The organism is Roseomonas gilardii (genome assembly GCF_001941945.1).
Lineage (GTDB): Bacteria > Pseudomonadota > Alphaproteobacteria > Acetobacterales > Acetobacteraceae > Roseomonas.
On the sequence record NZ_CP015583.1, the window covers coordinates 2,021,544 to 2,045,220 of the forward strand.

At 71.3% G+C, this 23,677-nt stretch carries 20 protein-coding genes; 5 read left to right on the forward strand and 15 right to left on the reverse strand.

The annotated features are described in order from the left end of the window. Nucleotides 1-18: 18 nt before the first annotated feature. The 5 genes from RGI145_RS09190 to RGI145_RS09210 form a co-directional block, all read right to left on the reverse strand. Complete coding sequence (locus tag RGI145_RS09190; RefSeq protein WP_075798124.1) at nucleotides 19-1,278, reverse strand: PQQ-dependent sugar dehydrogenase; 1,260 nt, start codon at nucleotides 1,276-1,278, stop codon at nucleotides 19-21. A 92-nt stretch (nucleotides 1,279-1,370) separates the two neighbouring features. Next, nucleotides 1,371-2,297, reverse strand: a complete 927-nt coding sequence (locus tag RGI145_RS09195; protein WP_075798125.1) for a DUF697 domain-containing protein — start codon at nucleotides 2,295-2,297, stop codon at nucleotides 1,371-1,373. Continuing rightward, nucleotides 2,294-3,715 (reverse strand): YcjX family GTP-binding protein, encoded by a 1,422-nt coding sequence (locus tag RGI145_RS09200; protein WP_083670577.1) that lies wholly within the window; start codon nucleotides 3,713-3,715, stop codon nucleotides 2,294-2,296. The genes RGI145_RS09195 and RGI145_RS09200 overlap by 4 nt, the downstream gene beginning before the upstream one ends. Nucleotides 3,716-3,722: 7 nt before the next feature. Continuing rightward, nucleotides 3,723-4,118 (reverse strand): lactoylglutathione lyase, encoded by a 396-nt coding sequence (gene gloA / locus RGI145_RS09205; protein WP_027281423.1) that lies wholly within the window; start codon nucleotides 4,116-4,118, stop codon nucleotides 3,723-3,725. Between the two features lie 211 nt (nucleotides 4,119-4,329). After that, nucleotides 4,330-5,334, reverse strand: coding sequence for an aldo/keto reductase (locus RGI145_RS09210; RefSeq protein ID WP_075798126.1), 1,005 nt, complete (start codon nucleotides 5,332-5,334; stop codon nucleotides 4,330-4,332). A gap of 221 nt (nucleotides 5,335-5,555) precedes the next feature. On the opposite strand from RGI145_RS09210, the gene RGI145_RS09215 reads away from it, so the two are divergent. Both RGI145_RS09215 and RGI145_RS09220 read left to right on the forward strand, forming a co-directional pair. Continuing rightward, entirely contained in the window at nucleotides 5,556-7,955 is a 2,400-nt protein-coding gene (locus tag RGI145_RS09215) for a DUF4214 domain-containing protein (protein WP_075798127.1), read from the forward strand. Nucleotides 7,956-8,070: 115 nt separating this feature from the next. Next, nucleotides 8,071-9,156 (forward strand): alpha/beta fold hydrolase, encoded by a 1,086-nt coding sequence (locus RGI145_RS09220; protein ID WP_075798128.1) that lies wholly within the window; start codon nucleotides 8,071-8,073, stop codon nucleotides 9,154-9,156. Nucleotides 9,157-9,177: 21 nt separating this feature from the next. Here RGI145_RS09220 and RGI145_RS09225 read toward each other — a convergent pair whose 3' ends face one another. The 5 genes from RGI145_RS09225 to RGI145_RS09245 are packed head-to-tail and all read right to left on the reverse strand — an operon-like array spanning nucleotide 9,178 to nucleotide 12,984. Further along, nucleotides 9,178-10,005: a phytanoyl-CoA dioxygenase family protein gene (locus RGI145_RS09225; RefSeq protein ID WP_075798129.1), complete on the reverse strand. Its 828-nt coding sequence runs from the start codon at nucleotides 10,003-10,005 to the stop codon at nucleotides 9,178-9,180. An 18-nt stretch (nucleotides 10,006-10,023) separates the two neighbouring features. After that, nucleotides 10,024-10,758 (reverse strand): amino acid ABC transporter ATP-binding protein, encoded by a 735-nt coding sequence (locus tag RGI145_RS09230; protein WP_075798130.1) that lies wholly within the window; start codon nucleotides 10,756-10,758, stop codon nucleotides 10,024-10,026. Between the two features lie 10 nt (nucleotides 10,759-10,768). Beyond that, a complete protein-coding gene (locus tag RGI145_RS09235; protein ID WP_027281428.1) occupies nucleotides 10,769-11,419 on the reverse strand; it encodes an amino acid ABC transporter permease in 651 nt (216 codons plus the stop codon). Further along, nucleotides 11,416-12,054, reverse strand: coding sequence for an amino acid ABC transporter permease (locus tag RGI145_RS09240; RefSeq protein WP_027281429.1), 639 nt, complete (start codon nucleotides 12,052-12,054; stop codon nucleotides 11,416-11,418). The genes RGI145_RS09235 and RGI145_RS09240 overlap by 4 nt, the downstream gene beginning before the upstream one ends. A gap of 18 nt (nucleotides 12,055-12,072) precedes the next feature. After that, a complete protein-coding gene (locus RGI145_RS09245; RefSeq protein WP_208863951.1) occupies nucleotides 12,073-12,984 on the reverse strand; it encodes a transporter substrate-binding domain-containing protein in 912 nt (303 codons plus the stop codon). Between the two features lie 188 nt (nucleotides 12,985-13,172). Between RGI145_RS09245 and RGI145_RS09250 the strand changes: the two genes are divergently transcribed. From RGI145_RS09250 to hutH, 3 genes are all read left to right on the forward strand, one after another. Beyond that, a complete protein-coding gene (locus RGI145_RS09250; protein WP_208863952.1) occupies nucleotides 13,173-14,159 on the forward strand; it encodes an isopenicillin N synthase family dioxygenase in 987 nt (328 codons plus the stop codon). Between the two features lie 79 nt (nucleotides 14,160-14,238). Beyond that, nucleotides 14,239-15,933 (forward strand): urocanate hydratase, encoded by a 1,695-nt coding sequence (hutU, locus tag RGI145_RS09255; RefSeq protein WP_075798131.1) that lies wholly within the window; start codon nucleotides 14,239-14,241, stop codon nucleotides 15,931-15,933. Further along, nucleotides 15,930-17,429, forward strand: a complete 1,500-nt coding sequence (hutH, locus tag RGI145_RS09260; RefSeq protein WP_075798132.1) for a histidine ammonia-lyase — start codon at nucleotides 15,930-15,932, stop codon at nucleotides 17,427-17,429. Before hutU ends, hutH begins: the two co-directional genes overlap by 4 nt. Nucleotides 17,430-17,454: 25 nt before the next feature. Here hutH and RGI145_RS09265 read toward each other — a convergent pair whose 3' ends face one another. From RGI145_RS09265 to RGI145_RS09285, 5 genes are all read right to left on the reverse strand, one after another. After that, nucleotides 17,455-20,232, reverse strand: coding sequence for a bifunctional diguanylate cyclase/phosphodiesterase (locus RGI145_RS09265; RefSeq protein WP_075798133.1), 2,778 nt, complete (start codon nucleotides 20,230-20,232; stop codon nucleotides 17,455-17,457). Nucleotides 20,233-20,426: 194 nt separating this feature from the next. Next, nucleotides 20,427-21,089 (reverse strand): GntR family transcriptional regulator, encoded by a 663-nt coding sequence (locus RGI145_RS09270; protein ID WP_075798134.1) that lies wholly within the window; start codon nucleotides 21,087-21,089, stop codon nucleotides 20,427-20,429. 165 nt (nucleotides 21,090-21,254) lie between these two features. Then, nucleotides 21,255-22,010 (reverse strand): cold-shock protein, encoded by a 756-nt coding sequence (locus RGI145_RS09275; protein ID WP_075798135.1) that lies wholly within the window; start codon nucleotides 22,008-22,010, stop codon nucleotides 21,255-21,257. A 207-nt stretch (nucleotides 22,011-22,217) separates the two neighbouring features. Then, entirely contained in the window at nucleotides 22,218-23,009 is a 792-nt protein-coding gene (locus tag RGI145_RS09280; protein ID WP_075798136.1) for an FAD binding domain-containing protein, read from the reverse strand. Nucleotides 23,010-23,023: 14 nt separating this feature from the next. Then, the gene (locus RGI145_RS09285; RefSeq protein ID WP_075798137.1) at nucleotides 23,024-23,527 is read right to left on the reverse strand and encodes a (2Fe-2S)-binding protein; all 504 of its coding nucleotides are present in this window, start codon (nucleotides 23,525-23,527) and stop codon (nucleotides 23,024-23,026) included. Nucleotides 23,528-23,677 lie beyond the last annotated feature (150 nt).

The window sequence follows — 23,677 nt, forward strand, 5'->3', positions numbered from 1 at the left end:
TGCCCTGCCCCCCTCGCGTCAGCCCGTGGCGGTGACGCGCCAGACCGTGTTGCCGCTGTCATCGGCCACCAGCAGGGCGCCCGCCGCATCCATGGCGACGCCGACCGGGCGGCCATTGACCTGCCCGGTTTCCGGATCGGCCATGAAGCCGGTGAGGAAATCCCGCGCCGGGCCGTTCGGGCGCCCGTTGGCGAAGGGCAGGTAGATGACGCGGTAGCCGGCGAAGGCCGCGCGGTTCCAGGAGCCGCGCTGGCCGATGAAGGCACCGCCGCGCCACTCCGCCGGGAAGGCACTGCCGGCCGAGAAATCCAGCCCGAGCGAGGCCGTGTGCGGCCCGAGCGCATAATCCGGCACGATGGCGCGGGCCACCATCTCCCGCTCCCGGTTGCCCATGCGATCCCGCAGGCGCGGGTCGGCGTGCTGCCCGAAATAGCTGTAGGGCCAGCCGTAGAAGCCGCCCTGCCGCACATGGGTCAGGTAGTCGGGCACGAGGTCGTCGCCGATGTTGTCGCGCTCGTTCACCACGGTCCAGAGTTCGCCCGAGCCGGGTTCCCAGGCCATGCCGACGGGGTTGCGCAGCCCGCTGGCGAAGAGGCGCTCGTTCGAGCCGTCCAGGTCCACCCGCAGGATGCAGGCGCGGCGCCGTTCGTTCTCCAGCCCGTGCTCGGCCACGTTGCTGCCGGAACCCACGCTGATGAAGAGGCTGCGCCCGTCCCGCGCCGGCAGCAGGTTGCGCGTCCAGTGGTTGTTGTAGCCGCCGGCCGGTAGGTCGAGGATCTTCTCGCCCCGCGCCGTGATCTTCCCGCGCCCGCCATTCCAGGGAAAGCGCAGCAGCCCGTCGGTGTTGGCGACGAAAAGCGTGTCGCCCAGCACCGCCATGCCGAAGGGGCGGTTCAGCCCGTCCAGCAGCACCAGGCGTTCCGCCGCGGCGCCGTCACGGCCCTGGCCCCGCAGCAGGGTGATCCGGTTGGCGCGCGGCGCCTCCGCCACCAGCACCTCGCCGCCCGGCAGCGGGAGGATCATGCGCGGGTTGTCGAGTCCGGTGCCATAGGCCGCCACCGTGAAGCCCTGGGGCGCCCGTGGCGTCCGCCCGGCGGGCCAGCCGCCGCCATGGGAGCGGTTGACCACGCGGTGCGCCGTGTTCGGCGAGGGCAGGTCCGGCTGCGGCCCCATGCCCGGGAGCTGGCCCGGACCCTGCTGGGCCAGGGCACGGGCGGCGAGACCGCCGGCGGCGGCCCCTCCGGCCAGGGCGAGGAGGAGATGGCGTCGAAGCGTCATGGGCGGTCGGCTCCTGTCGCGGCCGCGTCCCGGCGGCGGTGGTATTCCCAACGGAACGCCGGACGGGGCGGAACGCTTCGGAGGCTGGCGCCTCAGCGCTCCCCCTGCCCTCCGGCGGCAGGCGAGGGCGAGCCGGGCGCGGGCACGATGCGGCAGGCCGCGGCGGCGGCACGGGCCAGGGAGAGCATGCGCCGCGCCGCGACGGCTCCGGTGGCGGCCTCGCCCGCCAGCTTCTCCACCAGCGGGTTGGACACCACCGCGCGCGTCGCCGCATCGGCCAGGACGTTGGTGGCCGCGACCGTGGCAGCGGAGAAGGCCGAGCGGCGCAGCAGCGCCACCGTGCCCGCGATGCCGGGGCGCAGCCCGTGCAGCGCCGCGACCTGCCGCACCAGCCGCACCGCGCGCCAGCCGAAGACGAGGGCATCCCAGGCGGGGGACGGGCTGATGGCGGTGGCGGCGAAAGCCTGCACCGCCGCCGTGCGGCCCAGGCTGATGGCCTGGGCATCGAGGGCGCGCAGCGGCCCGGCCTCCAGCAACGCGCGCAGGGTCGGGATGTCCGGCGCCTCGCGCAGCGCCGGCAGGATGTCACGGGCGGCGGGCACCCGCGCCGCCCAGCGGATCACATCCGCCTTGGCGCGGCCGAGGTCGCCGGTGGCCAGGGCCTCCCGCGTCCGGTCCACCGCGTCCAGCGCGGCCAGGGCGCGGACCTCCCGCAGCCCGGCCCAGAAGATCAGGCCGAAGCCGAAGACCGCGACCAGCAGGGTGAGGCCGCCCAGGACCGGGCCGCGCGCGAACTGCGAGGCGACGAAATTCGCCGCGTCCAGCATCGACAGGCCCAGGATCAGCGAGGAGACGCCGGTTGCCGCGAGGCTGAGGCTGGACCAGCCGCCAATACGCGGCTCCGCCACCGGCACCACCGCCTGTTCCCAGCGCAGGTCCAGGCGCTCGTCGGGGCGGGATGGCGCCTCGTCTTCCAGGATGACGCGCGGGCCGGCGGGCGGGGTCCTCGGGTCGCTCACAGCAGGTCTCCGATCAGGCTGGCCAGCAACCGGTCCAGCCCCAGATGCGGAACGCCGGAATGGCCGCCCGGCTCCAGCCTCGGCGGACGGAAGACCGGCATGGCGAAATAGGGCGCGCTCCAATAGGCCTCGTCCGGCCGTTTCGCGGGCACCTGCCCGGGATCGACCCGCGCCCAGCGCCCGGTTTCCAGCAGCACGCCGCGCACGGCGGGCACGGCATGGCCATCGCGCTCAGCCAGCGTGTCCTCCGTGCAGCGGAGCGCGGCGATGGCCTGCACCGAGACCTCCGCGCCCGCCGCCAGGACGCGGGCGCGCGGCGCGGAGACGAGGTCGCCCAGCAGCGCCGCGAGGTTCTCCCGCGAGGCCTCCGGCACATGGTCCGCCTTGGTCGCGGCGAAGGCGACATGGGACACGCCGGCCCCGGTGATCCAGTCGAGCCAGGAGCCGCCATAGCGCAGGCTCTCGGCGATGGCGGCCAGGGATTCCGCCGTGTCGTCGAAGGATTCGCGCCCGGCATGCAGCGCGCCGAGCACATCCACCAACACCGCCTGACGGTCGAAGCGGCGGAAGACCGGCTCGAAGAAATGCGCCCGCTGGTCCTGGAGATAGGCGTCGTGGCGGCGGGCGAGCAGCGCCGCCATCTCCCCGCCCCGCGCGGCCTCCGGCAGCGGAAAGAACCAGAGCAGCGGCGTTTCCCCGCGCGGACCGGGATTCAGCACCCGGCCGGGCTGGAGGAAGCGCAGGCCCAGCTCGTCGCGGCAGTGGCGCAGCGCGTCGCGGTAGAGCACCCAGCCACGGCGGACCAGCGCCTCCTCCGCCGTGGCGGCGGGCGGCAGGGCGCGGGCGAAATCCAGGAAGGCGCGCACCGGCTCGGCCCGGATGCGTTCCAGCCTCGCCAGCGTGGCATCGGACCAGCCGGCATGGCTGCCGTTGAACATCGGCAGGTCCAACAGCCACTCGCCGGGATAGTCCAGCAGTTCCAGCGTCACCTGCCGGTCGGGCAGGAGCTGCCCCCAGAAGTTCCGGCGCCGGATGGTGAGCGCCAGGGACAGGGTCGAGAGGTCCTCGGTCCGCGCCGGCCATTGCGGCGGGTCGGCGGCGAGGGATTCCAGATGCGCCAGCGCGTCGAAGCGCGGCGTGTTCTCGGTGCCGGCGGGAACGAGCTGGACGGAGAGGAGACGGCCGCCGGCCGCCTCCTCCAGCGCCGGCAGGGTGCGGGCGCGCGAGCCCGCCGCCAGCAGGTTGGCCACCAGCGAGGTCAGCATCACCGTCTTGCCGGCCCGCGACAGGCCGGTGACGGCGAGCCGCACCTTGTCCCGCCCGGCGAGCGAGCGGGCGGCATCCTCGGTCCCGGCCAGGACGTCCCGCCACAGGCGGCCGGGCGTCCCGGTCAGCACGTCCAGGGGCGATGGGCTCACCGCTGGATCAGGGGCGCTGGATCAGCTCGATCTTGTAGCCGTCCGGGTCCTCGACGAAGGCGATGATGGTGGTGCCGTGCTTCACCGGCCCGGCCTCGCGCGTCACCTTGCCGCCGCCGTTGCGCACCTTCTCGCAGGCCGCGGCCACATCGGGCACGCCCACGGCGAGATGGCCGAAGCCGGTGCCGATCTCGTACTTCTCCACGCCGTAGTTGTAGGTCAGCTCGATCTCGCCGCCATTCTCCTTGTTGCCCTCGCCATAGCCGAGGAAGGCGAGCGTGTACTGGCCGGCGGGCACGTCGTTGCGGCGCAGCTCCTTCATGCCCAGCAGATCGGTGTAGAACTTCACGCTGCGGTCGAGGTCGCCGACGCGGATCATGGTGTGCAGGAAGCGTCCGGACATCCGGGGTCTCTCCATTCTATGGCGTCTCAGCGCCGGAGCGGGGGCCGCGTTTCCGTGTTTTCGCGTTTCCAGGGCGGGGCGGAGGCCGCCCCGGATGCCCCCGGCGCCGGAATCGGCGGGCGCGGCGCCCGCGCCAGGGCGGGCCGGGTCCCTAGCTGGCCCCGGCGCCGCCCGGGCGCAAGCCACCCAAGCCATCGCCGGACCGGGCCGCTCAGCCAGTCACGCGTCCCTCCACCGGATAGGCCGGGTCGGTGTAGCCCGGGGTGGAGGGATGCCCGGCCGGCACCAGCCGGTCCACCAGCGCCTCGTCCTCCGCCGTGAAGCGGTAGTCCAGCGCGCCGAGATACTCCTCCCACTGCGCCTCGGTGCGAGGTCCGGCGATGGGCGCGGTGACGAGCCGGTTGTGCAGCAGCCAGGCCATGGCGAACTGGCCGGGGGTGACGCCCCGTGCCCTGGCCTGCTCCGCGATCCGCTGGGCGATCTCCAGGCTCTCGCGCCGCCATTCGGTCTCCATCAGGCGCTTGTCGGCACGCTCCGCACGCGTGCCTGCCTCCGGCGCGGCTTCGGGGCGGTACTTGCCCGTCAGCACGCCGCGCGCCAGAGGGCTGTAGGACGCGACGCCCAGGCCGAAATGGGCGCAGGCCGGCAGGTGCTCCACCTCCGCCATGCGGTTCAGCGCGTTGTAGAGCGGCTGGCTGACCACGGGCCGGTCGATGCCTGCCGCGTCGCAGAGGCGGCAGATCTCCGCCAGGCGCCAGGAGCGGAAGTTGGACACGCCGAAATGGCGGATCTTGCCGGCGCGCACGAGGTCCGCCATGGCGCGCACCGTTTCCTCCAGCGGCGTCGCGTGGTCCTCCTTGTGCAGATAGAGGATGTCGATCGCCTCCACGCCCAGGCGGCGCAGGCTGGCCTCGGCGGCCAGGATGCAGTGGCGGCGCGACAGGCCGCGGTCGTTGGGTCCCTGCCCCGTCGGATTGGCGAGCTTGGTGGCCAGCACCCACCAGTCGCGCTCGCCGCGGATCAGGCGGCCGGTGATCTCCTCGGAACGGCCGTCATTGTAGACATCCGCCGTGTCGATGAAGTTGATCCCGGCCTCCCGCGCACGGGCTGTGATGCGCCCGGCGACGTCCTCCTCGGTGGGGCCGCCGAACATCATGGTGCCGAGGCAGAGCGGCGACACCTTCAGGCCGCTGCGGCCGAGCCTGCGATATTCCATGGGAACCCTCCACCCTGTCGTGCTGTGGCGATCCTAGGCCGGAGGATCCGGAATGCCGATCCCGGCCTGTCCGCAATCCTCCGGCGGGGTGTGAAAATGCAACTATAGGTTGCTGTTAAAAATAGAATTTCCCCCTTGAATTCTTTCGTTTTCGATCTGGCCGCCTGCTGATTCTTTCCCGATAACCGCCGGGCGACGGGGTCCGTGACGGGGGTGATACCATGGCAAGCAGCTTCAGCCCGGAGGGGACCATCCTGACCGGCCCCATCAGCACGGACGACCGGCTGGACATCGCGGCGGGCCGGACGGTCACGATCAGCGGCGCCGTGGCGGTGGGATCGCTGGCGGATGCGGGGCATCTGGTCCTGCCGCGCGGCAGCACGCTGGAACTCGCGCACAATGGCGGGACGGACAGCGCGGAGATCGGCGGCAGCCTGGAGATCGCCGGGACGGCCACGATCTCCAACGGGCGCTTCCACGTGGCCGATGGCGGGGTGGTGACGCTGGCGGGCGGTTCCCTGGCCTGGGCCCTTCTGGCCGGCGGGAACTTCATCGCGCCGCAGAGCTATTCCAAGAACCCCTCGATCACCGTGGACGGCACGTTGCAGGGAAGTGGTACGGTCGGCGGTGGCGCGACCTTCGCGCGCGGGCTCTCGGCCTTCTGGACGATCGAGAACAACGGCACCATCGCGGCCCAGGGCGGAACGCTGACGGTCTATGCCCAGACCTTCACCAACAATGGCACGCTGGAGGCGAAGTCCGGCGCCTCACTCGCGCTCTATACCAACTCGGTGGTCAAGGGCACGCTGATCGCCCATGACGGCGCGACGCTGACGGCCGGCGGCTTCATCGATGCGAACGCGCATATCGTGCTTGATGGCGAGACCTCGGCCATCAAGGGCACGCGTTGGTATTCCGGTCCCGTGAGCTTCACGCTGGAAGGCGTCGATCAGTACGGAATCAACGGCTACAACGGCAACATCAACCAGATGGGGCTGACCGGCCTCGGCACCGCCGGCAGCCTGGAGCTGCTGAACGGGCGCGACTTCCACTCGATCAACACCATCGCCGACAGTGGCAGCATCCTGCTCGGCGGCGGCGATTTCGATTCCGCCGGGCTGACCATCGGCGCGACCGGCCGCTTCACCGGCCATGGCAGCCTCGGCGGGACGGTGGTGAACAACGGCACCATCACCGCGCAGGGCGGCACGCTGGTGATCGACAGCGCCAGCATCACCGGGACGGGCGGCTTCGCGATCCAGGCAGGGGCGGAGCTCAGCCTGGGCGACCGGGTGGCGGACAACGCGATGGCCGGGATCGGCACGCTCGGCACGGATGTCACGATGCGCTTCCTGGGCACGACGGGCGTGCTGAGCATCGAGGAAGCCGGCGATTTCCACGCCTCCGTCGCGGGCTTCGGCATCGGCAACACGATCGACCTGATGAACGAGAGCATCGGCTTCGGCATGCTCAATGCCAACGGCACGATGAGCCTCTATGGCAGCGGGGCGCAGGCGGGCGCGCTGGTCGCGGTGCTGACCCTCGCCGAACTGCGCTCCGGCCATTTCGTCACGGCCGGCAGCGACGGCCATGGCGGCACGCAGATCGGGCTGAGCGACAGCGATCCCGGCCTTGCGCATCTGGTCCAGGGCGGCGCGGGCGACGACCGGCTGACGCTCGGCGGCTATGCCCTCAACCATGTCGATGGCGGCGCCGGCCACGACCGGCTGGACCTGGGCGCCATCGGGCTTCGCGGCAGCGATGTCGCGGTCCAGGCGGACGGCACGCTGCTGCTGCATGCGGGCGGCGAGACAGCGGTGCTGCGCGACGTGGAGGAGGTGCGCTTCGCCGATGGCCGCATGGTCTTCGACCTGCACGACCCGGCGGCGGAGGTCATGCGCCTCTATGGCGCGGCGCTGGGGCGGTCACCGGACCAGACCGGGCTGAACCATTTCATCGATGCGCTGGATGGCGGGCAGAGCCTGACCGGCATCGCCACCGGCTTCCTGAACAGCCCGGAATTCGCCGCGCGCTACGGCAGCCTCGACGACAGCGGCTTCGTCGCCCGTCTCTACGCCAATGTGCTGGGCCGCGCGCCCGATGCCGGCGGGCTGGCCTTCCACACCGGCAACCTCGCCCATGGCATGTCGCGCGAGAACCTGCTCGTCGCCTTCTCCGAAAGCCCGGAGAACATCGCCCGCACCGCGCCCACGGTGCAGGCGGGGATCTGGGATGCCGACGAGACCGCCCTGCAGGTCGCCCGGCTCTACGACGCCACCTTCGGCCGCCATCCGGATGTGGGCGGGCTGGAGTTCTGGACGGGGAACATCGAGGGCGGCACCCTGGCACTCGCCGGCGTCGCAAAGGGCTTCGAGGGCAGCGCGGAATTCCAGGCGGGCTATGCCGGGCTGGACAATGCCGGCTTCGTCACCCGCCTCTACGAGAACGCCCTGCACCGGGCGCCGGATGCGGGCGGGCTGGCGAACTGGACCGCGAATCTCGACGCGCATCTCCTCAGCCGCTCCGAAGTGCTGCTCGCCTTCTCGGAAAGCGCGGAGCACCAGATGCTGACGGCCGAGATGACGGGCAGCGCCTCCGGACACGGCATCGCCTTCGCCTGACAGCGGCGCGGCGGGGGCATCCCGGGGGTGAATTGACCGCCGCGCGGCGCCAGGCGCACCCTCCCGGAAAGACCGGCGGCTCCCATGGCCGGACCGGGACGAGGGAGGAAGGTTCATGCCGGAACGCAGGCAGGTCGCGCGCATCGCGGCCCTGGGGGCGATGGCGCTGCTGTCCTGGTCGCTGCCCGGTGCCGCCCGGGCCGCCGACTACCCGGCGGCGCAGGAGAAGGACTGGATCGCCCGCGACTTCCGCTTCAGCAATGGCCGGACCATGGCGGAGATGCGTGTCCACTACGCCACGCTGGGCGATCCTTCGGGCGAGCCTGTGCTGGTGCTGCACGGCACGGGCGGTTCCGGCACGGGGCTGCTGAGCCCGGTCTTCGCGGGGGAGCTGTTCGGCCCCGGGCAGGCCCTGGATGCGCGGAAGTACTTCGTCATCCTGCCCGATGCGATCGGCGCCGGGAAATCCTCGAAACCCTCGGACGGGCTGAAGGCGGATTTCCCCTCCTACGATTATGGCGACATGGTGCAGGCGCAGTACCGGCTGCTGACCGAGGGGATGGGCATCCGCCACCTGCGCCTCGTCATCGGCAACTCGATGGGCGGCATGGAAAGCTGGGCCTGGGGCGTGACCCATCCAGGCTTCATGGATGCCCTGGTGCCCATGGCCTCGCAGCCCACGCCGATGGCCGGGCGCAACTGGATGCTGCGCCGGATGCTGATCGAGACGGTGCGGGCCGACCCGTCCTACCAGGGCGGCAACTACACGGCGCAGCCGGCCTCGCTGCGGATGGCCAACACCTTCTTCGACATCGCCACCAATGGCGGCACGCTGAACCTCCAGGCGCGCGGCACCACCCATGCCGGGGCCGACCAGTATGTGGACGAAAGGCTGGCCCTGCCCGCGCCGCGCGACGCCAACGACTTCATCTACCAGTGGAACGCCTCGGCGAACTATGACCCGTCCGGGAAGCTGGAGCGGATCGAGGCGCCGGTCCTCGCCATCAATTCCGCCGATGACGAGCGCAACCCGCCGGAAACCGGGATCATGGCCGAGGCCATGAAGCGGGTGCCGAACGGGCGGGTCTTCCTGATCCCCGCCAGCACGGAAACGCGCGGCCACGGCACCACGGGCATGGCGAAGTTCTGGGCGGCGGAGCTGCAATCCTTCCTCGCCCAGGTGCCGCGGCGGCAGCCCTGAGGCGCCGCCGCGCGGCGCCGTTCAGCCGCGCCAGACCACCGGGAAGACCGGGCTGTCCATCGGCCCGCCCGGTTCCGGCGCCCCCGGCAGCGGCGGCGGCGACATGAAGCCGTTCCGCAGCACATAGGTCGCGTCGTCGCCCGTCCAGCGGGAGGATACGGCGCGGCGCCGGGTCGGCAGGTGGTTGCCCGGCGCGCCGTGCAGGGTGAGGCCCTGGAAGACCACGCAGTCGCCCGGCTCCAGGTCCCAGCCGAGGAGCCGGTTCTCCCGCTTCACCTGCTCCATGTCCGGCATGGTCTCGAACTCGTCGGTCGGATGGTCCTGCTGGTCGGCGAAGCGCTTCGGGCGGAACCAGCGGCCCCAGCGGTGCGAGCCGGCGACGTATTCGACCCCGGCCTCCCTCGGCACCGGCTCCAGCGCCATCCAGAGCGAGCAGACCTGGGCGCCGTCCACCGTCCAGTAGGGCTGGTCGTGGTGCCAGGGCGTCGGCTCCAGCGTACCGGGCTCCTTCACCAGCACATGCTCGTGGAAGAGGTTCACCTTGCGCGAGCCCATCAGCCGCCCGACGACCCCGGCGGCCGGGGAATGGAACAGGAATTCCCCGTATTCCGGGATGCGCTGCCAGTTGCAGTAATCGGCGAAGAACATGCCGGGCTTGCCCTCGGGGGTGTAGCGCTTCCCCATCGGGCCGGGCTCCCGCATGTTCCGCTCGATCCCCCGGTCCAGCATCGCCAGCCATTCGGGGCCGAAGGCGCCGCGGACGCAGACGGCGCCGTCGCGCTCGTAATCCCCGCGCAGCGCGTCGAGCTGGGCCGCGAGTCCCGCCGGCAGGGTGTCGGTGGCGGACATGTCCTGTTTCCTCCCTGGCTACCCGGCCGCCCAGGCGACGCGGCCGAGATAGGTGGCGAGGAAGCGTTGCAGGCGCTCCTCCGCCGGATGGGTGAAGACCTCCTGCGCCGGCCCGTCCACCAGCACCCTCCCCGCCTCCATGAACAGGGCGCGCGTGGCGACGGAGGCGATGAAGCCCATCTCATGGCTGACCACGAGCATGGTCAGCCCGTCCTTCGCGAGGTCGCGGATCACGTCCAGCACCTCGGTGGTCAGCTCCGGGTCGAGGCTCGCGGTGGGCTCGTCGAAAAGCACCAGGCGTGGCCGCGCGGCCAGGGTGCGGGCGATGGCCACGCGCTGCTGCTGCCCGCCGGAGAGGGTCGCGGGCTTGCGTCCGGCCTGCTGCGCCAGCCCGACCCGGGCCAGCATGCGCTGCGCGATCTCCCGCGCCTCGGCGCGCGGCATCTTCCGCGCCACGCGCAGCGGCATGGCGACGTTCTCCTCGGCCGAGAGATGCGGCCAGAGCGCGAAGTTCTGGAACACCATGCTGATCGCGCCATCGCCGGGCCGGGCCACCTTGCCCTCGACCGTCACACGCCCGCCGCTCAGCGGGTCGAGCCCGGCGATGCAGCGCAGCAGCGAGGATTTGCCGGAACCGGAGGGACCGATGATGCCCAGCACCTCACCCTTCGCCACGGAAAGACCGATGTCGCGCAGGATCTCCACATCGCCGACCCGGCGCTGGAGGTTCTCGACACGGAGAAGCTCGCTCATTTCCTCTCCTTCAGGCCGCGAGGAGCCGGGCGGTGACACGCTCGGCGCGGCGTCCGGCCTCGGCCATGATCTCCACCAGCGCCCAGTAGAAGACGGCCAGCACCGCCATGGCCGGGGCATAGGCGAAGGTGGCGCTGCCGACGCCGGTCACGCGGAAGGTGATCTCGGGCACGGTGATGATCGACAGCACGGCCGTCTCCTTCAGCAGGATCACGGTCAGGTTCACGAGGGCCGGCAACGCGGCCAGCGCCGCCCCCGGCAGGAGCACGCGGATCACGGATTGCGCGCCGTTCAGCCCGGCGAGCCGCGCGGCCTCCATCTGCGCGCGCGGCACGGCGACGAAGCCGCCCCGGAAGACCTCGGAATAATAGGCGCCGCCATAGACGGTGAGCGCGAGCATCCCGGCCAGGACCGGCGACAGGTCCAGCCCGATGAAGGGGCCGCCGTAGTAGAGCAGGAAGGACTGCACCAGGAAGGGCGTGCCCCGGATCACCTCGACCAGCACCGCCAGCCCCCAGCCCAGCGGGCGCGGGCCAAGATGCCGGCCGCAGGCGACCAGCAGGCCGAGCACGAGGCCCAGCGCGGCACCACCCAGCCAGACCAGCAGGGTGAGCGGCAGGCCGTTCAGCGCCGCGACGAAGGATTGCTGGAGGACGCTCACGCCGCGCCTCTCCGCGCCGCGCCGACACCCAGCAGCACGAGGTTCAGCGCCAGGTAGAAGAGCCCCGCCAGCGCATAGGATTCCAGCGGCATGAAGGTGCTGGCGGCGATGGCCTGGGCATTGCGGGTGATCTCCGAGATGCCCACCACCGAGACCAGGGCGGAGGCCTTGAGGATCATCGTCGCCTCCCCCACCAGGGCCGGACGCATGGCGGCGAGCGCGATGGGCAGGCGGATGCGCAGGAAGGTCTGGCGCGGCGTCAGCCCGGCGAGCAGCGCGGCCTCCAGCGCCGGCTTCGGCACGGTGGAAAGCCCGCCGCGCAGGATCTCCCCCGCATAGGCGGCACAGCACAGGCCGAGCGTGCCCACCGCCGCCACCCAGGGCGAGAGGTGCAGGCCCAGGAAGGGCAGCGCGTAGTAGGAGAGCAGGAGCTGCACCAGCAGCGGCACGCCGCGGAAGAAGGAGACGTAGAGGCGCGCGAAGAGCCGCGCCCCCGCCGAGCGCGCGGTGGCGGCGGCGGCGATCAGCGCGCCGAGCGAGAAGCCGATGGCGATGCCGGCCAGGGAGACCAGGATGGTGTTCCCCGCCCCGCGCAACAGGGCGGGCCAGGCCTCCGCCAGGAAGGCGGCGTCCAAGCTGTCAGGCCGCCTGGATCAGACGGCGGGATCGGTCACGCGGGCCGGCACGTCGAAGCTCTGGCCGAACCACTTCTCCTGGATCTTCGCCAGGCGGCCATCCGTGCGCATCTTGTCCAGCGCCGCGTCCACCGCGTCGAGCAGCGGCTTGCTGGCCTCGTCCTTGCGGCCGAGGAAGCCGAAATAGGTCTTGGCGCCGAAGGTGGGCAGCACCACCGCGAAGACGTTCGGGCGCTGCTTGGCGGTATAGGCGATGTTGGGCAGGGAATTCCCCACCGCCACGATCCGGCCGGCGGCGAGGTCGGCATAGGCCTCCGAGAAGGAGACGTATTCCCGCACCTCCGTCTTGCCCGGCAGCTTGCCCACGAACTCCTGCGTCTGGGCGAGCTGCGAGGTCGCCTTGCCGGAGCCGACCGCCTTGCCCGCCACGTCCTCGGGCTTCGCGATGCCCTTCTCGCTGGCGCGCCTCAGGAAGGCGACCGTCGCCTCCGCCACGGGGGCAGTGAAGCGGTAGCGTTCGGAGCGGGCCTTGGTGATGGTCGCGGGGCCGGCCACCATGTCGTAGTTCCCGGCATCCAGGCCCGGCAGCACGGATTCCCAGGGCAGGTCCTGGAACTCCACCTTCACGCCCAGCTCCTTGCCGATTTCGGCGAAGGTATCGGCGTTCAGCCCGACCTGCTTGCCGCCCTCGGTGAAGTCGAAGGGGGCGAAGTGGAATTCCGAGGCGACATGCAGCACCCCGGCGCTCTTCGCCTTGGCCAGCGCGTCCTGCGCCCGGGCGAGGCGCGGCGCCGCCAGGGTGAAGGCCGCGGCAACCCCGAGCAGCGCCAGCGGGCGCCGGCCGATCGCGGCGGCCCCATCAGCGCGGGCCCCATCGGCGCGGGCCCCATCGGGGAGGGCCGGGGACGGCCGGGTGGGAAGATCCGTCATGCCACATCTCCATACGGGCCTCCGCCATGCGGGGCGCGCGGCAAGAGGCGCGCTTCCCTGCGGGGAGGCTTCCGAGAATCCCAGATCGAGCCGTGCCGCGGCGTTCCTGCCGTCTTTGCGGGATGCAGGTTGACCTGCCCTGCCCGCCTCGTAAAGCTCCGTGCCGGAAGCTTTCCGAAGGTGCTCCCATGTCCGCCTCCGCCATGCCCGCCTCCCTGCCCGTCATCGACATCGCCGGGCTGCGCGCGGGCCGGCCCGGGGCGTTGGAAAGCACGGCGGCGGAGATCAACGCCGCCTGCACCGGGCCGGGCTTCTTCTACATCCGCGGCCACGGGGTGCATGAGGGCGTGATCGCCGCCGCGGTGGAGGCCGCGCGCGCCTTCTTCGCCCTGCCCGAGGAGACCAAGCGCCAGGTCGCCGCCAACAGGCTGCATCGCGGCTGGCACGCCATGGGCGGGGCGCTGATGGAGGGCGCGAAGCACACCGACCGCAAGGAGTTCTTCTCCATCGGCCTGGAATTGCCGGAAAGCGATCCCCTGGTGCGGGCGGGCGAGCCGCTGCGCGGGCCGAACCAATGGCCGGATTTCGTGCCGCAGATGCAGCCGGCCTTCGCCGATTATTTCCGCGAGATCAGCCTCGCCGGGGCGGCGCTGCTCTCGGCGGTGGCGGCGAGCCTCGGCCTGAAGCCGGATTTCTTCGCGGCCTCCTACCGCAAGCCGTTGCAGCGGACCCAGGCCATCTACTACCCGCCCCGTCCGGAAGGCGCGGGCGAGGACGAGTTCGGCGTGGCGCCGCACACGGATTTCGGCTGCCTGACCCTGCTGTGGCAGGATGCCAACGGCGGCCTCCAGGTGCGGGAGCGGCAGAGCGGCGGCTGGATCGACGCGCCGCCCCTGCCCGGCACGCTGGTGGTGAATGTGGGCGACCTGCTGGGGCGCTGGAGCAACGACCGCTTCGCCTCCACCCCGCACCGGGTGATCAACCGCTCGGGGCGGGAGCGCTATTCCATCGCCAGCTTCTACGACCCGGATTTCGGCGCCATGGTCGATCCCTGCGCCCTCGGCGTGGCGAGGGAGGACGCGCGCTACGAGCCCATCACCGCCGGGCAGCACATCCTGAACCGCTTCGACCAGGCCTTCGGCTACCGCAAGCGCCTCGCCGCCGCCCAGATCTGACGGCCCAGGGCTGACGGCCCAGGGCTGACGGCAAGGCCGCCCAGCCTCTTTCCCAACGTCGCGAAGGGACCCCTCGCCCATGTCGGATTCCGCCGCAGGCAACCACCGCTTCCGCAACGCGCCGGCCATCCGGGCCCCGCGCGGGCCGGAGATCAGCGCCCGCCACTGGACCACCGAGGCCGCGCTGCGGATGCTGATGAACAACCTCGACGACGAGGTGGCGGAGCGGCCGGAAGAGCTGGTCGTCTATGGCGGCATCGGCCGCGCCGCGCGGGACTGGCGTTGCTACGAGGCCATCGTGGCCACGCTGCGCCGGCTGACCGAGACGCAGACCCTGCTGGTGCAGTCGGGCAAGCCGGTCGGCGTTTTCGAGACCCATGCCGACGCGCCGCGCGTGCTGATCGCCAATTCCAACATCGTGCCGCACTGGGCGAACTGGGAGCACTTCTCCGAGCTCGATCGCAAGGGGCTGATGATGTACGGCCAGATGACGGCCGGCTCCTGGATCTATATCGGCTCCCAGGGCATCGTGCAGGGCACCTACGAGACCTTCGCCGAGGCCGGGCGGCAGCATTTCGGCGGCAGCCTCGCGGGCCGCTGGATCCTGACCGCCGGGCTCGGCGGCATGGGCGGCGCGCAGCCCCTGGCCGGCGTCTTCGCCGGGGCCTGCGTGCTGGCGGTGGAATGCCAGCCCTCCCGCATCGAGAAGCGGCTGCAGACGCGCTATCTCGACGAGAAGGCAGACGACCTGGATACGGCGCTGGCGATGATCCGCAAGGCCTGCGACGAGAAGCGCGCCATCAGCGTCGGGCTGCTCGGCAATGCGGCGGAGGTCTTCCCGGAGCTGGTGCGGCGCGGCGTGGTGCCGGACATCGTCACCGACCAGACCTCGGCGCATGATCCGGCGAACGGCTACCTCCCCGCCGGCTGGACGCTGGACCGGTGGGAGCGCGGGCGGGAGCGCGATCCGCAATCCGTGGCAGCGGCGGCCAAGGCCTCCATGGTCGCGCATGTACAGGCGATGCTGGACTTCCAGCGCCTGGGCGCCGTCGTGATGGATTACGGCAACAACATCCGCCAGATGGCGCAGGACGAAGGGCTGGAAGGCGCCTTCGGCTTCCCGGGCTTCGTGCCCGCCTATATCCGCCCGCTCTTCTGCCGCGGCATCGGCCCCTTCCGCTGGGCGGCGCTGTCCGGCGATCCGGAGGACATCTACCGCACCGATGCCAAGGTGAAGGAGCTGATCCCCGACGACCCGCACCTGCACAACTGGTTCGACATGGCGCGGGAGAGGATCGCCTTCCAGGGCCTGCCCGCCCGCATCTGCTGGGTCGGGCTGGGGCAGCGTCACCGGCTCGGCCTCGCCTTCAACGAGATGGTGGCGAAGGGCGAGCTGAAGGCCCCCGTGGTGATCGGCCGCGACCACCTCGATTCCGGCTCCGTCGCCTCCCCGAACCGGGAGACCGAGGCGATGCGCGACGGCTCCGACACCGTCTCCGACTGGCCGCTGCTGAACGCCCTTCTCAACACCGCCTCCGGCGCCACATGGGTCTCCCTGCATCACGGAGGGGGAGTCGGCATGGGCTATTCGCAACATGCGGGGATGGTGATCGTGGCGGATGGCACGCCGGAAGCGGAACGGCGCCTGCGGCGGGTGCTGTGGAACGACCCCGCCACCGGCGTGATGCGCCATGCCGATGCGGGCTACGACATCGCCATCGACTGCGCCCGGGAACAGGGGCTGGACCTGCCGATGCTGGAGGGCAAGCCATGATCACGCCGGGGCAGATCCATCTCGACGCGCTGCGCGCCGTCATGGCCGGCGGCGTGCTGGAGCTTCCCGCCGGCTGGGAGGCGCCGATGCGCGCCTCCTGCGACGCGCTCGCCGCGCGGCTGGCGGCCGGGGACACGATGTATGGCGTGAACACCGGCTTCGGAAAGCTCGCCAGCACGCGGATCAGCGACACGGACCTCGTGCAGCTCCAGCTCAACCTGATCCGCAGCCATGCGGCGGGGGTGGGCGAGCCGCTGCCGGAACCGGTGGTCCGGCTCGTCCTGGCGCTGAAGGCGCTGTCCCTGGCGCGCGGCGCCTCGGCGGCGCAGCCCTCGACGGTCGAGGCGCTGCTCGCCCTGCTGAACGGCAATGTCCTGCCGGTGATCCCGGCGCGGGGCTCGGTGGGCGCCTCGGGCGACCTCGCCCCCCTCGCCCATCTCTCGCTGGTGCTGATCGGCGAGGGCCAGGCCATGGAACTCGGCGCCACCGTGCCCGGCGCCGTGGCGCTGAAGCGGCTGGGGCTGAAGCCGCTGCCCCTGGGGCCCAAGGAGGGGCTGGCGCTGCTCAACGGCACCCAGGTCTCCGCCGCCCTGGCGCTCGCCGGCCATTTCGCCGCCGAGGACCTCTGGCGGACGGCGCTGATCTCCGGCGCGCTCAGCACCGAGGGTGCGCGCGGCTCCGACACGCCCTTCGACCCGCGCATCCATGCGCTGCGCGGCCAGGAGGGGCAGATCCACAGCGCCGCGATCCTGCGCGCGCTGATGGCGGGCAGTGCCATCCGCGACAGCCACCGCGACAACGATCCGCGCGTGCAGGACCCCTATTCCCTGCGCTGCCAGCCACAGGTGATGGGCGCCTGCCTCGACACGCTGGAGCATGTGGCGAAGATCCTGGCCCGGGAGGCCAATGCGGTCACCGACAACCCGCTGGTGACGGAGGACGGAGACGTGCTCTCCGGCGGCAACTTCCACGCCGAGCCCGTGGCCTTCGCGGCCGATCACCTCGCCCTGGTGCTGGCCGAGATCGGCGCCCTGGCGGAGCGGCGGATCGCGCTTCTGGTCGATCCGGTCCTGTCCGGCCTGCCGGCCTTCCTGGTCAAGGAGGGCGGGCTGAATTCCGGCTTCATGATCGCCCAGGTGACGGCGGCGGCGCTGGTGGCGGAGAACCGCGCCCTGGCCACGCCGCGCAGCGTGGACAGCCTGCCGACCAGCGCCAACCAGGAGGACCATGTCAGCATGGCCACCGGCGCCGGGCTGCGGCTGGCGCAGATGGCGCGCAACCTGACCGACATCCTGGCCATCGAGCTGCTCTGCGGCGCCCAGGCGGTGGAGTTCCACCGGCCGCTGCGCTCCTCGCCGGTGCTGGAACGGGCGCATGTCCTGGTGCGCGGGGTGGCCGAACCCTGGGAACGCGACCGTCAGATGGCACCCGATATCGCCGCCGTCTCGCGCCTGATCCGGAAGGGCAGCTTCGCCGACCTTTGCCCGGCCCTCTGATCGCCCTCCGGGACCACCCCCGGCATCACCCCGCGGGATCGACCCTCGCCCAGGGAGGCTCCGCCAGGATCGCGGCGATCTCGCCGGCCGGGCGGGGCGGGCTGAACAGGTAGCCCTGCCCTTCCTCGCAGCCCTGGCGCAGCAGCATCTCGTGCTGCTCCGGGGTTTCCACCCCCTCGGCCAGGGTGATCATGCCCAGGCTGGCGCCGAGGCTGGTCACGGCGCGCACGATGGCGGCGCAATCCTCGCGCCCGCCCATGTCGCGGACGAAGGACTGGTCGATCTTCACCTTGTCGAAGGGGAATTTCCGCAGGTAGCTGAGCGAGGAATAGCCCGTGCCGAAATCGTCCAGCGCGACCCGCACGCCGTGCCGGCGGATCTGGTGCAGGGCGGACAGCGTGTCCTGCGTATCCTCCAGCAGCACCGTCTCGGTCACCTCCAGCTCCAGCCGGTCCGGCCGCAGGCCCGAACCTTCCAGGGCACCGAGGATCTGCTGCACAAGCACCTCCCCGGCGGCGAACTGGGTGGCCGACAGGTTCACCGCGATCTTCAAAGGCGCGGGCCAGGACGCGGCCTGGCGGCAGGCTTCCTCCAGCACCCAGGCGCCGATCGGCACCATCAGCTCGCTCTGCTCGACGAAGGGCATGAACTCTGCCGGGGAAACCAGCCCGCGATGCGGATGGCGCCAGCGGATCAGCGCCTCGAAGCCGACCACCTCGCCGGTGCAGAGGCGCAGGATCGGCTGGTAGAACAGCTCGAACTCCTGCCGGGCCAGGGCGCGGTGCAGATCGGCTTCGAGCTGCCGCCGGGACTGCATGGCGCGCTCCATCTCCGGCTCGAAGAAGCGGAAGCGCCCGCGCCCCTCCGCCTTCGCCCGGTAGAGCGCGAGGTCGGCCTTGCGCATCAGCGTGTCCTCGCCCTCCTCCTCGCCGGGCAGGAGCACCGCGATGCCCAGGCTGACTCCCACGCGCAGGGTCTCCCCGCCCAGGCGGCAGGGCAGGCTCAGCTCCGCGATCAGGCGCTCCGCCAGGCTGGCGGCATCCTCCGCGCGCTCCAGCCCCGTCTGCAGCACGGCGAACTCGTCGCCGCCGAGTCGTGCCACCGTATCGATGCTGCGCACGCAGCGCCGCAGCCTCGCCGTGGCCTCCCGCAGCACCGCGTCCCCGACGGGGTGGCCCAGCGTGTCGTTGATCTCCTTGAAATGGTCGAGGTCCAGATAGAGCAGCGCGCAACCTTCGCCGCGCCCCGCCCGCGCCACGGCGGCGCTCAGCCGCTCGCCGAAAAGGCTGCGGTTCGGCAGGTCGGTGAGCGCGTCGTGGCGCGCCATATGGGCGATCCGCGCCTCGGCGGAACGCCGGGCGGTCACGTCCTCCAGCGTGGCGATCCAGCCGCCATCGGGCATCTGGCGCAGGTTGACCGACAGGAAGCGGCCATCCTCCAGCTCCCAGGAGAAGGTCCAGCGGGCACGGCGGGCTGCCCTGTCCTCCGCCGGCGCGTTCGGCTGCGGGTCCTCCCGCAGATGCGACCGGAAGCTCCGGAGGTCCCGCCGGGTCAGGGCGCCGCCGGCAAGGGCCACGGCGAACAGGCGGGACACCGGATGCCCGACGAGATCGGACCCGTCCGGCAGGCCCAGGATCGCGAGGAGGCGTTGGTTGGCCACCTGCAGGATGCGCGATGCATCCAGCATGCAGATCCCCTGCACGAGGTTGTCCAGGGCGACCCCGAAGCGCATCGCCTGGAGGGCGCGCTCATGCTCCGCCTGCTCGCGCTCCCGCAGCAGTTCCAGTTCCGCGCGGCTCTCCGCCGCCTGGGCCCGGGCGATGCGGGCCTGGTTGAGAAGCTGCCGCCGCCCCAGCAGCGCCACGCCCAGCACGCCCGCCTCCAGCAGCAGAGCCGAGCCCAGAAGAAGGCATTGCTGGCGCCGCCATCCCTCCAGCATGGCGTCGCGCGTGCGGCTGACGGCGATGATCAGGGGATTGAGGTCGAGGGAGCGCAGGACGATCACGCGCATCCGCCCGTCCAGCCCGGCCTGTTCCGGCAGGAGCCGTGTCTCGCCGGGCTCCGGCACCCGCTCCGTCCGCACCGTCCTGACGCCGTCCGCTCCGGCATCCAGCGGCGGGAAGCGCGAGAGGATCGAGCCGTCCTGGTGGACCAGGGTGATGGCCATGCCCGGCAGCGTGGCCAGCTTGGCGTGGAAGCTCTCGAAATAGCTGAACGGCATGGCCACCAGCACGAAGCCCAGGAGATCCCCCCGGGCGCCGAGGATGCGGCGGCCGATCCAGATCCGCCGGCGATTTCCGTCCGGGGTGTCGAGTGGGTCGCCGATGATGCGGTCCTCCTCCTCGGAGGACAGCACGCTGACGATCCAGTCCCGCGACAGGGGCGGGCGCGGCAGTTCCGCTCCCCCCACGCCCACGACGGCATGGCCCGAGCGGTCATAGACTCCGATGGTCTCGATCTGCGGAAGGCCGGCGACCCAGTCCTTGAGGCGGCGCATCAGCTCCGGCGCGACGCTGGCGCGCGCCAGATCGTCCACATTCTCCACGCCACGCTCGCGCAGCCCATCGGTGATGCTGAGATTGATCAGCTCGATCGACTGGAAAGCCCGGTCCGCCTGATCCGAGAGGGCCAGCGCCAGGCGCTCCAGATCCTGAGTCCCGCTGTCGATGGCCCGGTCACGCAGGTCCCGCATCAGGAGGACGGTGCCGGCCGCGATGGCGAGCGCCAGTGCCAGGCTTCCCGCCAGCAGGAACGCCACGGGACGAGACGTGCCGGTCCGATCCTGCCAGGCGCGCCGATTCATCCGCTATGCCTCCGGCAGCAGGAAAGCGACCGGCCGCCATGGTGCGGGATGGCGTCATGCCGGCCGGAGGAAGCATCCTCGATGAAGTTTCGTACCGGGAGCGTGAGTACCGCAAGTTGCATTTCAAAAACTGTCTGTCACCGAATCCCCGTTACATCAATCCGCGCGCAAGCGTCGATGTCATGAGACATCCGTCACAGGGCGGTACCGGCCTCCGGTGCTGTCAGGGCGGACAGCACGCCGGTGCGGGACGTCCAGACCGCCTCGTGCATGGCGCGGGCCGCATCGGCCGCGCGGCCTTCCAGCATGGCCAGCAGCAGGCTTTCCCCCACGGGCGCATCCGAGCCGGCCTGTCCCGGCCGGAGCAGCATCATACGGCGCGATTCATCCAGCAGGCGGCCGATCTGCTGCGCCAGGCGCTCGTTCCCGGACAGTGCCGCGACGCGCCGGTGGAAGTCATGCCGCGCCTCCAGCCGTTCCACGAGTGTCGCCGCCGCCATGGAGCGTTGCCGCGCCTCCGCCAGCGCGGTGTCGCCCGACGCCACGCGCCCGGCCGCGCGGCGTGCCGCCTCCGGCTCCAGCAACAGGCGCAGGTCGAAGACCTCGTGGATGTCGCGGATGGTCACCAGCGACACGACCCAACCACGCCGTGGGACGGCCTCGACGAGTCCCTCCTCCGCCAGCCGGGCCAGGGCAGCCCGGATCGGCGCCTTGCCGAGTCCGAGGCGTTGCGCGGTGCTGCCTTCCGCCAGGGTCTCGCCCGGGCGAAGGCGGCAGTCGATGATCTCCCCGCGCAGCCGATCCATGGCCTGCCGGGTCAGCGAGGCCTGCGGCGGGTCCAGGGTGGGCTCTGTCATGACGCTGCCTCTCCGACTGACATGTCAGAGAAGGATTATCATGGCTTCAGCCGGGCGCCACAAGGGCACCGCAGCGCCGAAGGCCGCGCTCCTGCAGGAGCGGAGGCATGAAAAAACCCCGGCACCTTGCGGCACCGGGGTCTTCCAGATCCGAGAAAGGACGGATCAGCTGTCCTTGAGCACGACCGCCTGACGGCCACGCTGTCCGTCACGGACCTCCAGCGCGACCTTCTGGCCCTGCTGGACATCCTGCACGCCGGCGCGCTGCAGAACGGAGGAATGCAGGAACACGTCCTGGCCGCCATCGTCCGGCGTCACGAAGCCGAAGCCGCGCACCTGGTCGAACCACTTGACGGTGCCACCGACGGCGTAGGTCGGGCCACCCTCGTCGCGGCCGAAGTCACGGCGCGGCGGCGGACGGTCGCCGAAATTGCCACGCGGCGGGCCGCCACGGTCGCCGAAGCCACCGCCGAAGCCGCCACGGTCGCCGAAGTCACGGCGGGGCGGACGGTCGCCGAAGCCACCGCGATCGCCGAAGCCGCCACGCGGCGGGCCACGGTCGCCGAAGCCACCGCCGAAGCCGCCACGGTCGCCGAAGTCACGGCGGGGCGGACGGTCGCCGAAGTCGCGGCGGGGGGGACGGTCGCCGAAGCCGCCACCGGCATGGCCGCCGGGGCCCTTCTTCAACTCGGTGATGCGGGTCACCAGGCGGCGTCCCTGGCGGTCCGTGCCGATCTCGCAAACCAGCTTGTCGCCCGTCTCGGGGGGCTCGATGCCGGCTTCGGTCAGGGCCGATGCGTGGAAGAAAACGTCCTGGCCATCGGGGCCAAGCACAAAGCCGAAGCCTTTACGCCCGTTATACCACTTCACCTCGGCCTCGACGGCGCCGGTGCCACCCTGGGGGTCGTTGTCGGGAAACACTGTCTCTTTCGCCTACGCAACTTCCACGGCCCGACGGAATGCAGGACCGGTGCGATGATGGTCGCACGCACTCATGCGGAAATCTAGCCGAAACGACAAAATGCGGAGTAAGGACATGCAATTTTACGCCCGATCACCCCCGCGGTGGCCCGGGCGCCGGGCGGCGCCCCCCGGCGGTGCTGCGCCAGGGGGTCACCGTGGAAGGCCTCAGCCGGCGTCCAGGAGAGCGCGCTTCGCCATCACCGTGACGAGATGGGCCCGGTATTCCGCCCCGCCATGGATGTCGCTGAGCAGGTCGTCCGGCGACTGGCGAATCCCCGCCACGGCGTCCGGACTCCAGTTCGCGGCCAGGGCCGCCTCCATCTCGGGCTGCCGGAAGACACCGGGGCCGGCACCGTTCACCACCACGCGCACCCCGGCCGGCCCCTTCGCCACGAAGACTCCGGTCAGCACATAGCGCGAGGCCGGGTTGCGCATCTTCGCATAGCCCGCCTTCTCCGGCACCGGGAAGCGCAGGGCGACGACCAGCTCATCCGGCTCCAGCGCCGTGGTGAACATGCCCTGGAAGAACTCGTCGGCCCCGATCTCCCGCCGGTCGGTCACGAAACGGGCGCCCAGCGCCAGGGCGGCGGCCGGGTAATCGGCGGCGGGATCGTTATTCGCCAGGCTGCCGCCGATGGTGCCGCGGTTGCGGACCTGCGTATCCCCCAGATGTCCTGCCATGCGCGCCAGGGCGGGAATCGCCTGCCGCACCACATCGCTGTCCTGGATATCCGCATGGCGCGACAGGGCGCCGATGACGAGCGTATCGCCCTCCAGGCGGATACCCTTCATCTCGGCGATGCCGGTCAGGTCCACCAGAGCGGAGGGCCGGTTCAGCCGGTGCTTCAGCGCCGGCAGCAGGGTCTGGCCGCCCGAGAGCGCCTTGGCCTCCGGATCGGCCAGGAGCTTCACCGCTTCGGCGAGCGAGGACGGCTTGTGATAGGCGAAATCGTACATGGCCTCCCCTCCCCTTACTCGGCCGCCGGGGCGAGGGCCGGCTGGCGGCCGTGCATGACCTGCTGCGCCGCGTCGATCGCCGCCACGATGTTATGGTAGCCCGTGCAGCGGCAGAGATTGCCCTCCAGCCCATGCCGGATCTCCGCTTCGGACAGGCCTTCGGGATGGCGCTTCACCAGGTCGATGGCCGACATCACCATGCCCGGCGTGCAGAAGCCGCACTGGAGCGCATGATGCTCGCGGAAGGCTTCCTGCATCGGATGCAGCGCGCCGTCCGGCCCGGCCAGCCCCTCGATGGTGGTGACCTCGCTGCCCTGCGCCTGCACGGCCAGCACGGTGCAGGACTTCACGCTCTCGCCATCCACATGCACCACGCAGGCGCCGCACTGGCTGGTGTCGCAGCCGACATGGGTGCCGGTCAGGCGCAGCTTCTCGCGCAGGAGCTCCACCAGCAGGGTGCGGCCCTCGACCTCCACCGTATGCGCCGTGCCGTTCACGGTCAGTGACACCTGAGGCATCGCACCCCTCCCCATCCCAGCTGCGTCGGATCGACAAGTCGCCATCGGCGATGGCCGGCGAAGATCCCGGCTTTCCCGCAAGAGTCCGTCCCGGGATGGCATACGTCAAGCAGGGCATTGATTGAGAACGATTCTCAGGTGGGCAATGCA

Coding starts and splice junctions, on each gene's coding strand:
- RGI145_RS09190 (WP_075798124.1), bottom strand. CDS start 1,278: ATGACGCTTCGACGCCATCTCCTCCTCGCCCTGGCCGGAGGGGCCGCC.
- RGI145_RS09230 (WP_075798130.1), bottom strand. CDS start 10,758: ATGAGCGAGCTTCTCCGTGTCGAGAACCTCCAGCGCCGGGTCGGCGAT.
- RGI145_RS09245 (WP_208863951.1), bottom strand. CDS start 12,984: ATGACGGATCTTCCCACCCGGCCGTCCCCGGCCCTCCCCGATGGGGCC.
- RGI145_RS09225 (WP_075798129.1), bottom strand. CDS start 10,005: ATGTCCGCCACCGACACCCTGCCGGCGGGACTCGCGGCCCAGCTCGAC.
- RGI145_RS09265 (WP_075798133.1), bottom strand. CDS start 20,232: ATGAATCGGCGCGCCTGGCAGGATCGGACCGGCACGTCTCGTCCCGTG.
- RGI145_RS09220 (WP_075798128.1), top strand. CDS start 8,071: ATGCCGGAACGCAGGCAGGTCGCGCGCATCGCGGCCCTGGGGGCGATG.
- hutU (WP_075798131.1), top strand. CDS start 14,239: ATGTCGGATTCCGCCGCAGGCAACCACCGCTTCCGCAACGCGCCGGCC.
- RGI145_RS09280 (WP_075798136.1), bottom strand. CDS start 23,009: ATGTACGATTTCGCCTATCACAAGCCGTCCTCGCTCGCCGAAGCGGTG.
- RGI145_RS09285 (WP_075798137.1), bottom strand. CDS start 23,527: ATGCCTCAGGTGTCACTGACCGTGAACGGCACGGCGCATACGGTGGAG.
- RGI145_RS09215 (WP_075798127.1), top strand. CDS start 5,556: ATGGCAAGCAGCTTCAGCCCGGAGGGGACCATCCTGACCGGCCCCATC.
- hutH (WP_075798132.1), top strand. CDS start 15,930: ATGATCACGCCGGGGCAGATCCATCTCGACGCGCTGCGCGCCGTCATG.
- RGI145_RS09270 (WP_075798134.1), bottom strand. CDS start 21,089: ATGACAGAGCCCACCCTGGACCCGCCGCAGGCCTCGCTGACCCGGCAG.
- RGI145_RS09210 (WP_075798126.1), bottom strand. CDS start 5,334: ATGGAATATCGCAGGCTCGGCCGCAGCGGCCTGAAGGTGTCGCCGCTC.
- gloA (WP_027281423.1), bottom strand. CDS start 4,118: ATGTCCGGACGCTTCCTGCACACCATGATCCGCGTCGGCGACCTCGAC.
- RGI145_RS09250 (WP_208863952.1), top strand. CDS start 13,173: ATGTCCGCCTCCGCCATGCCCGCCTCCCTGCCCGTCATCGACATCGCC.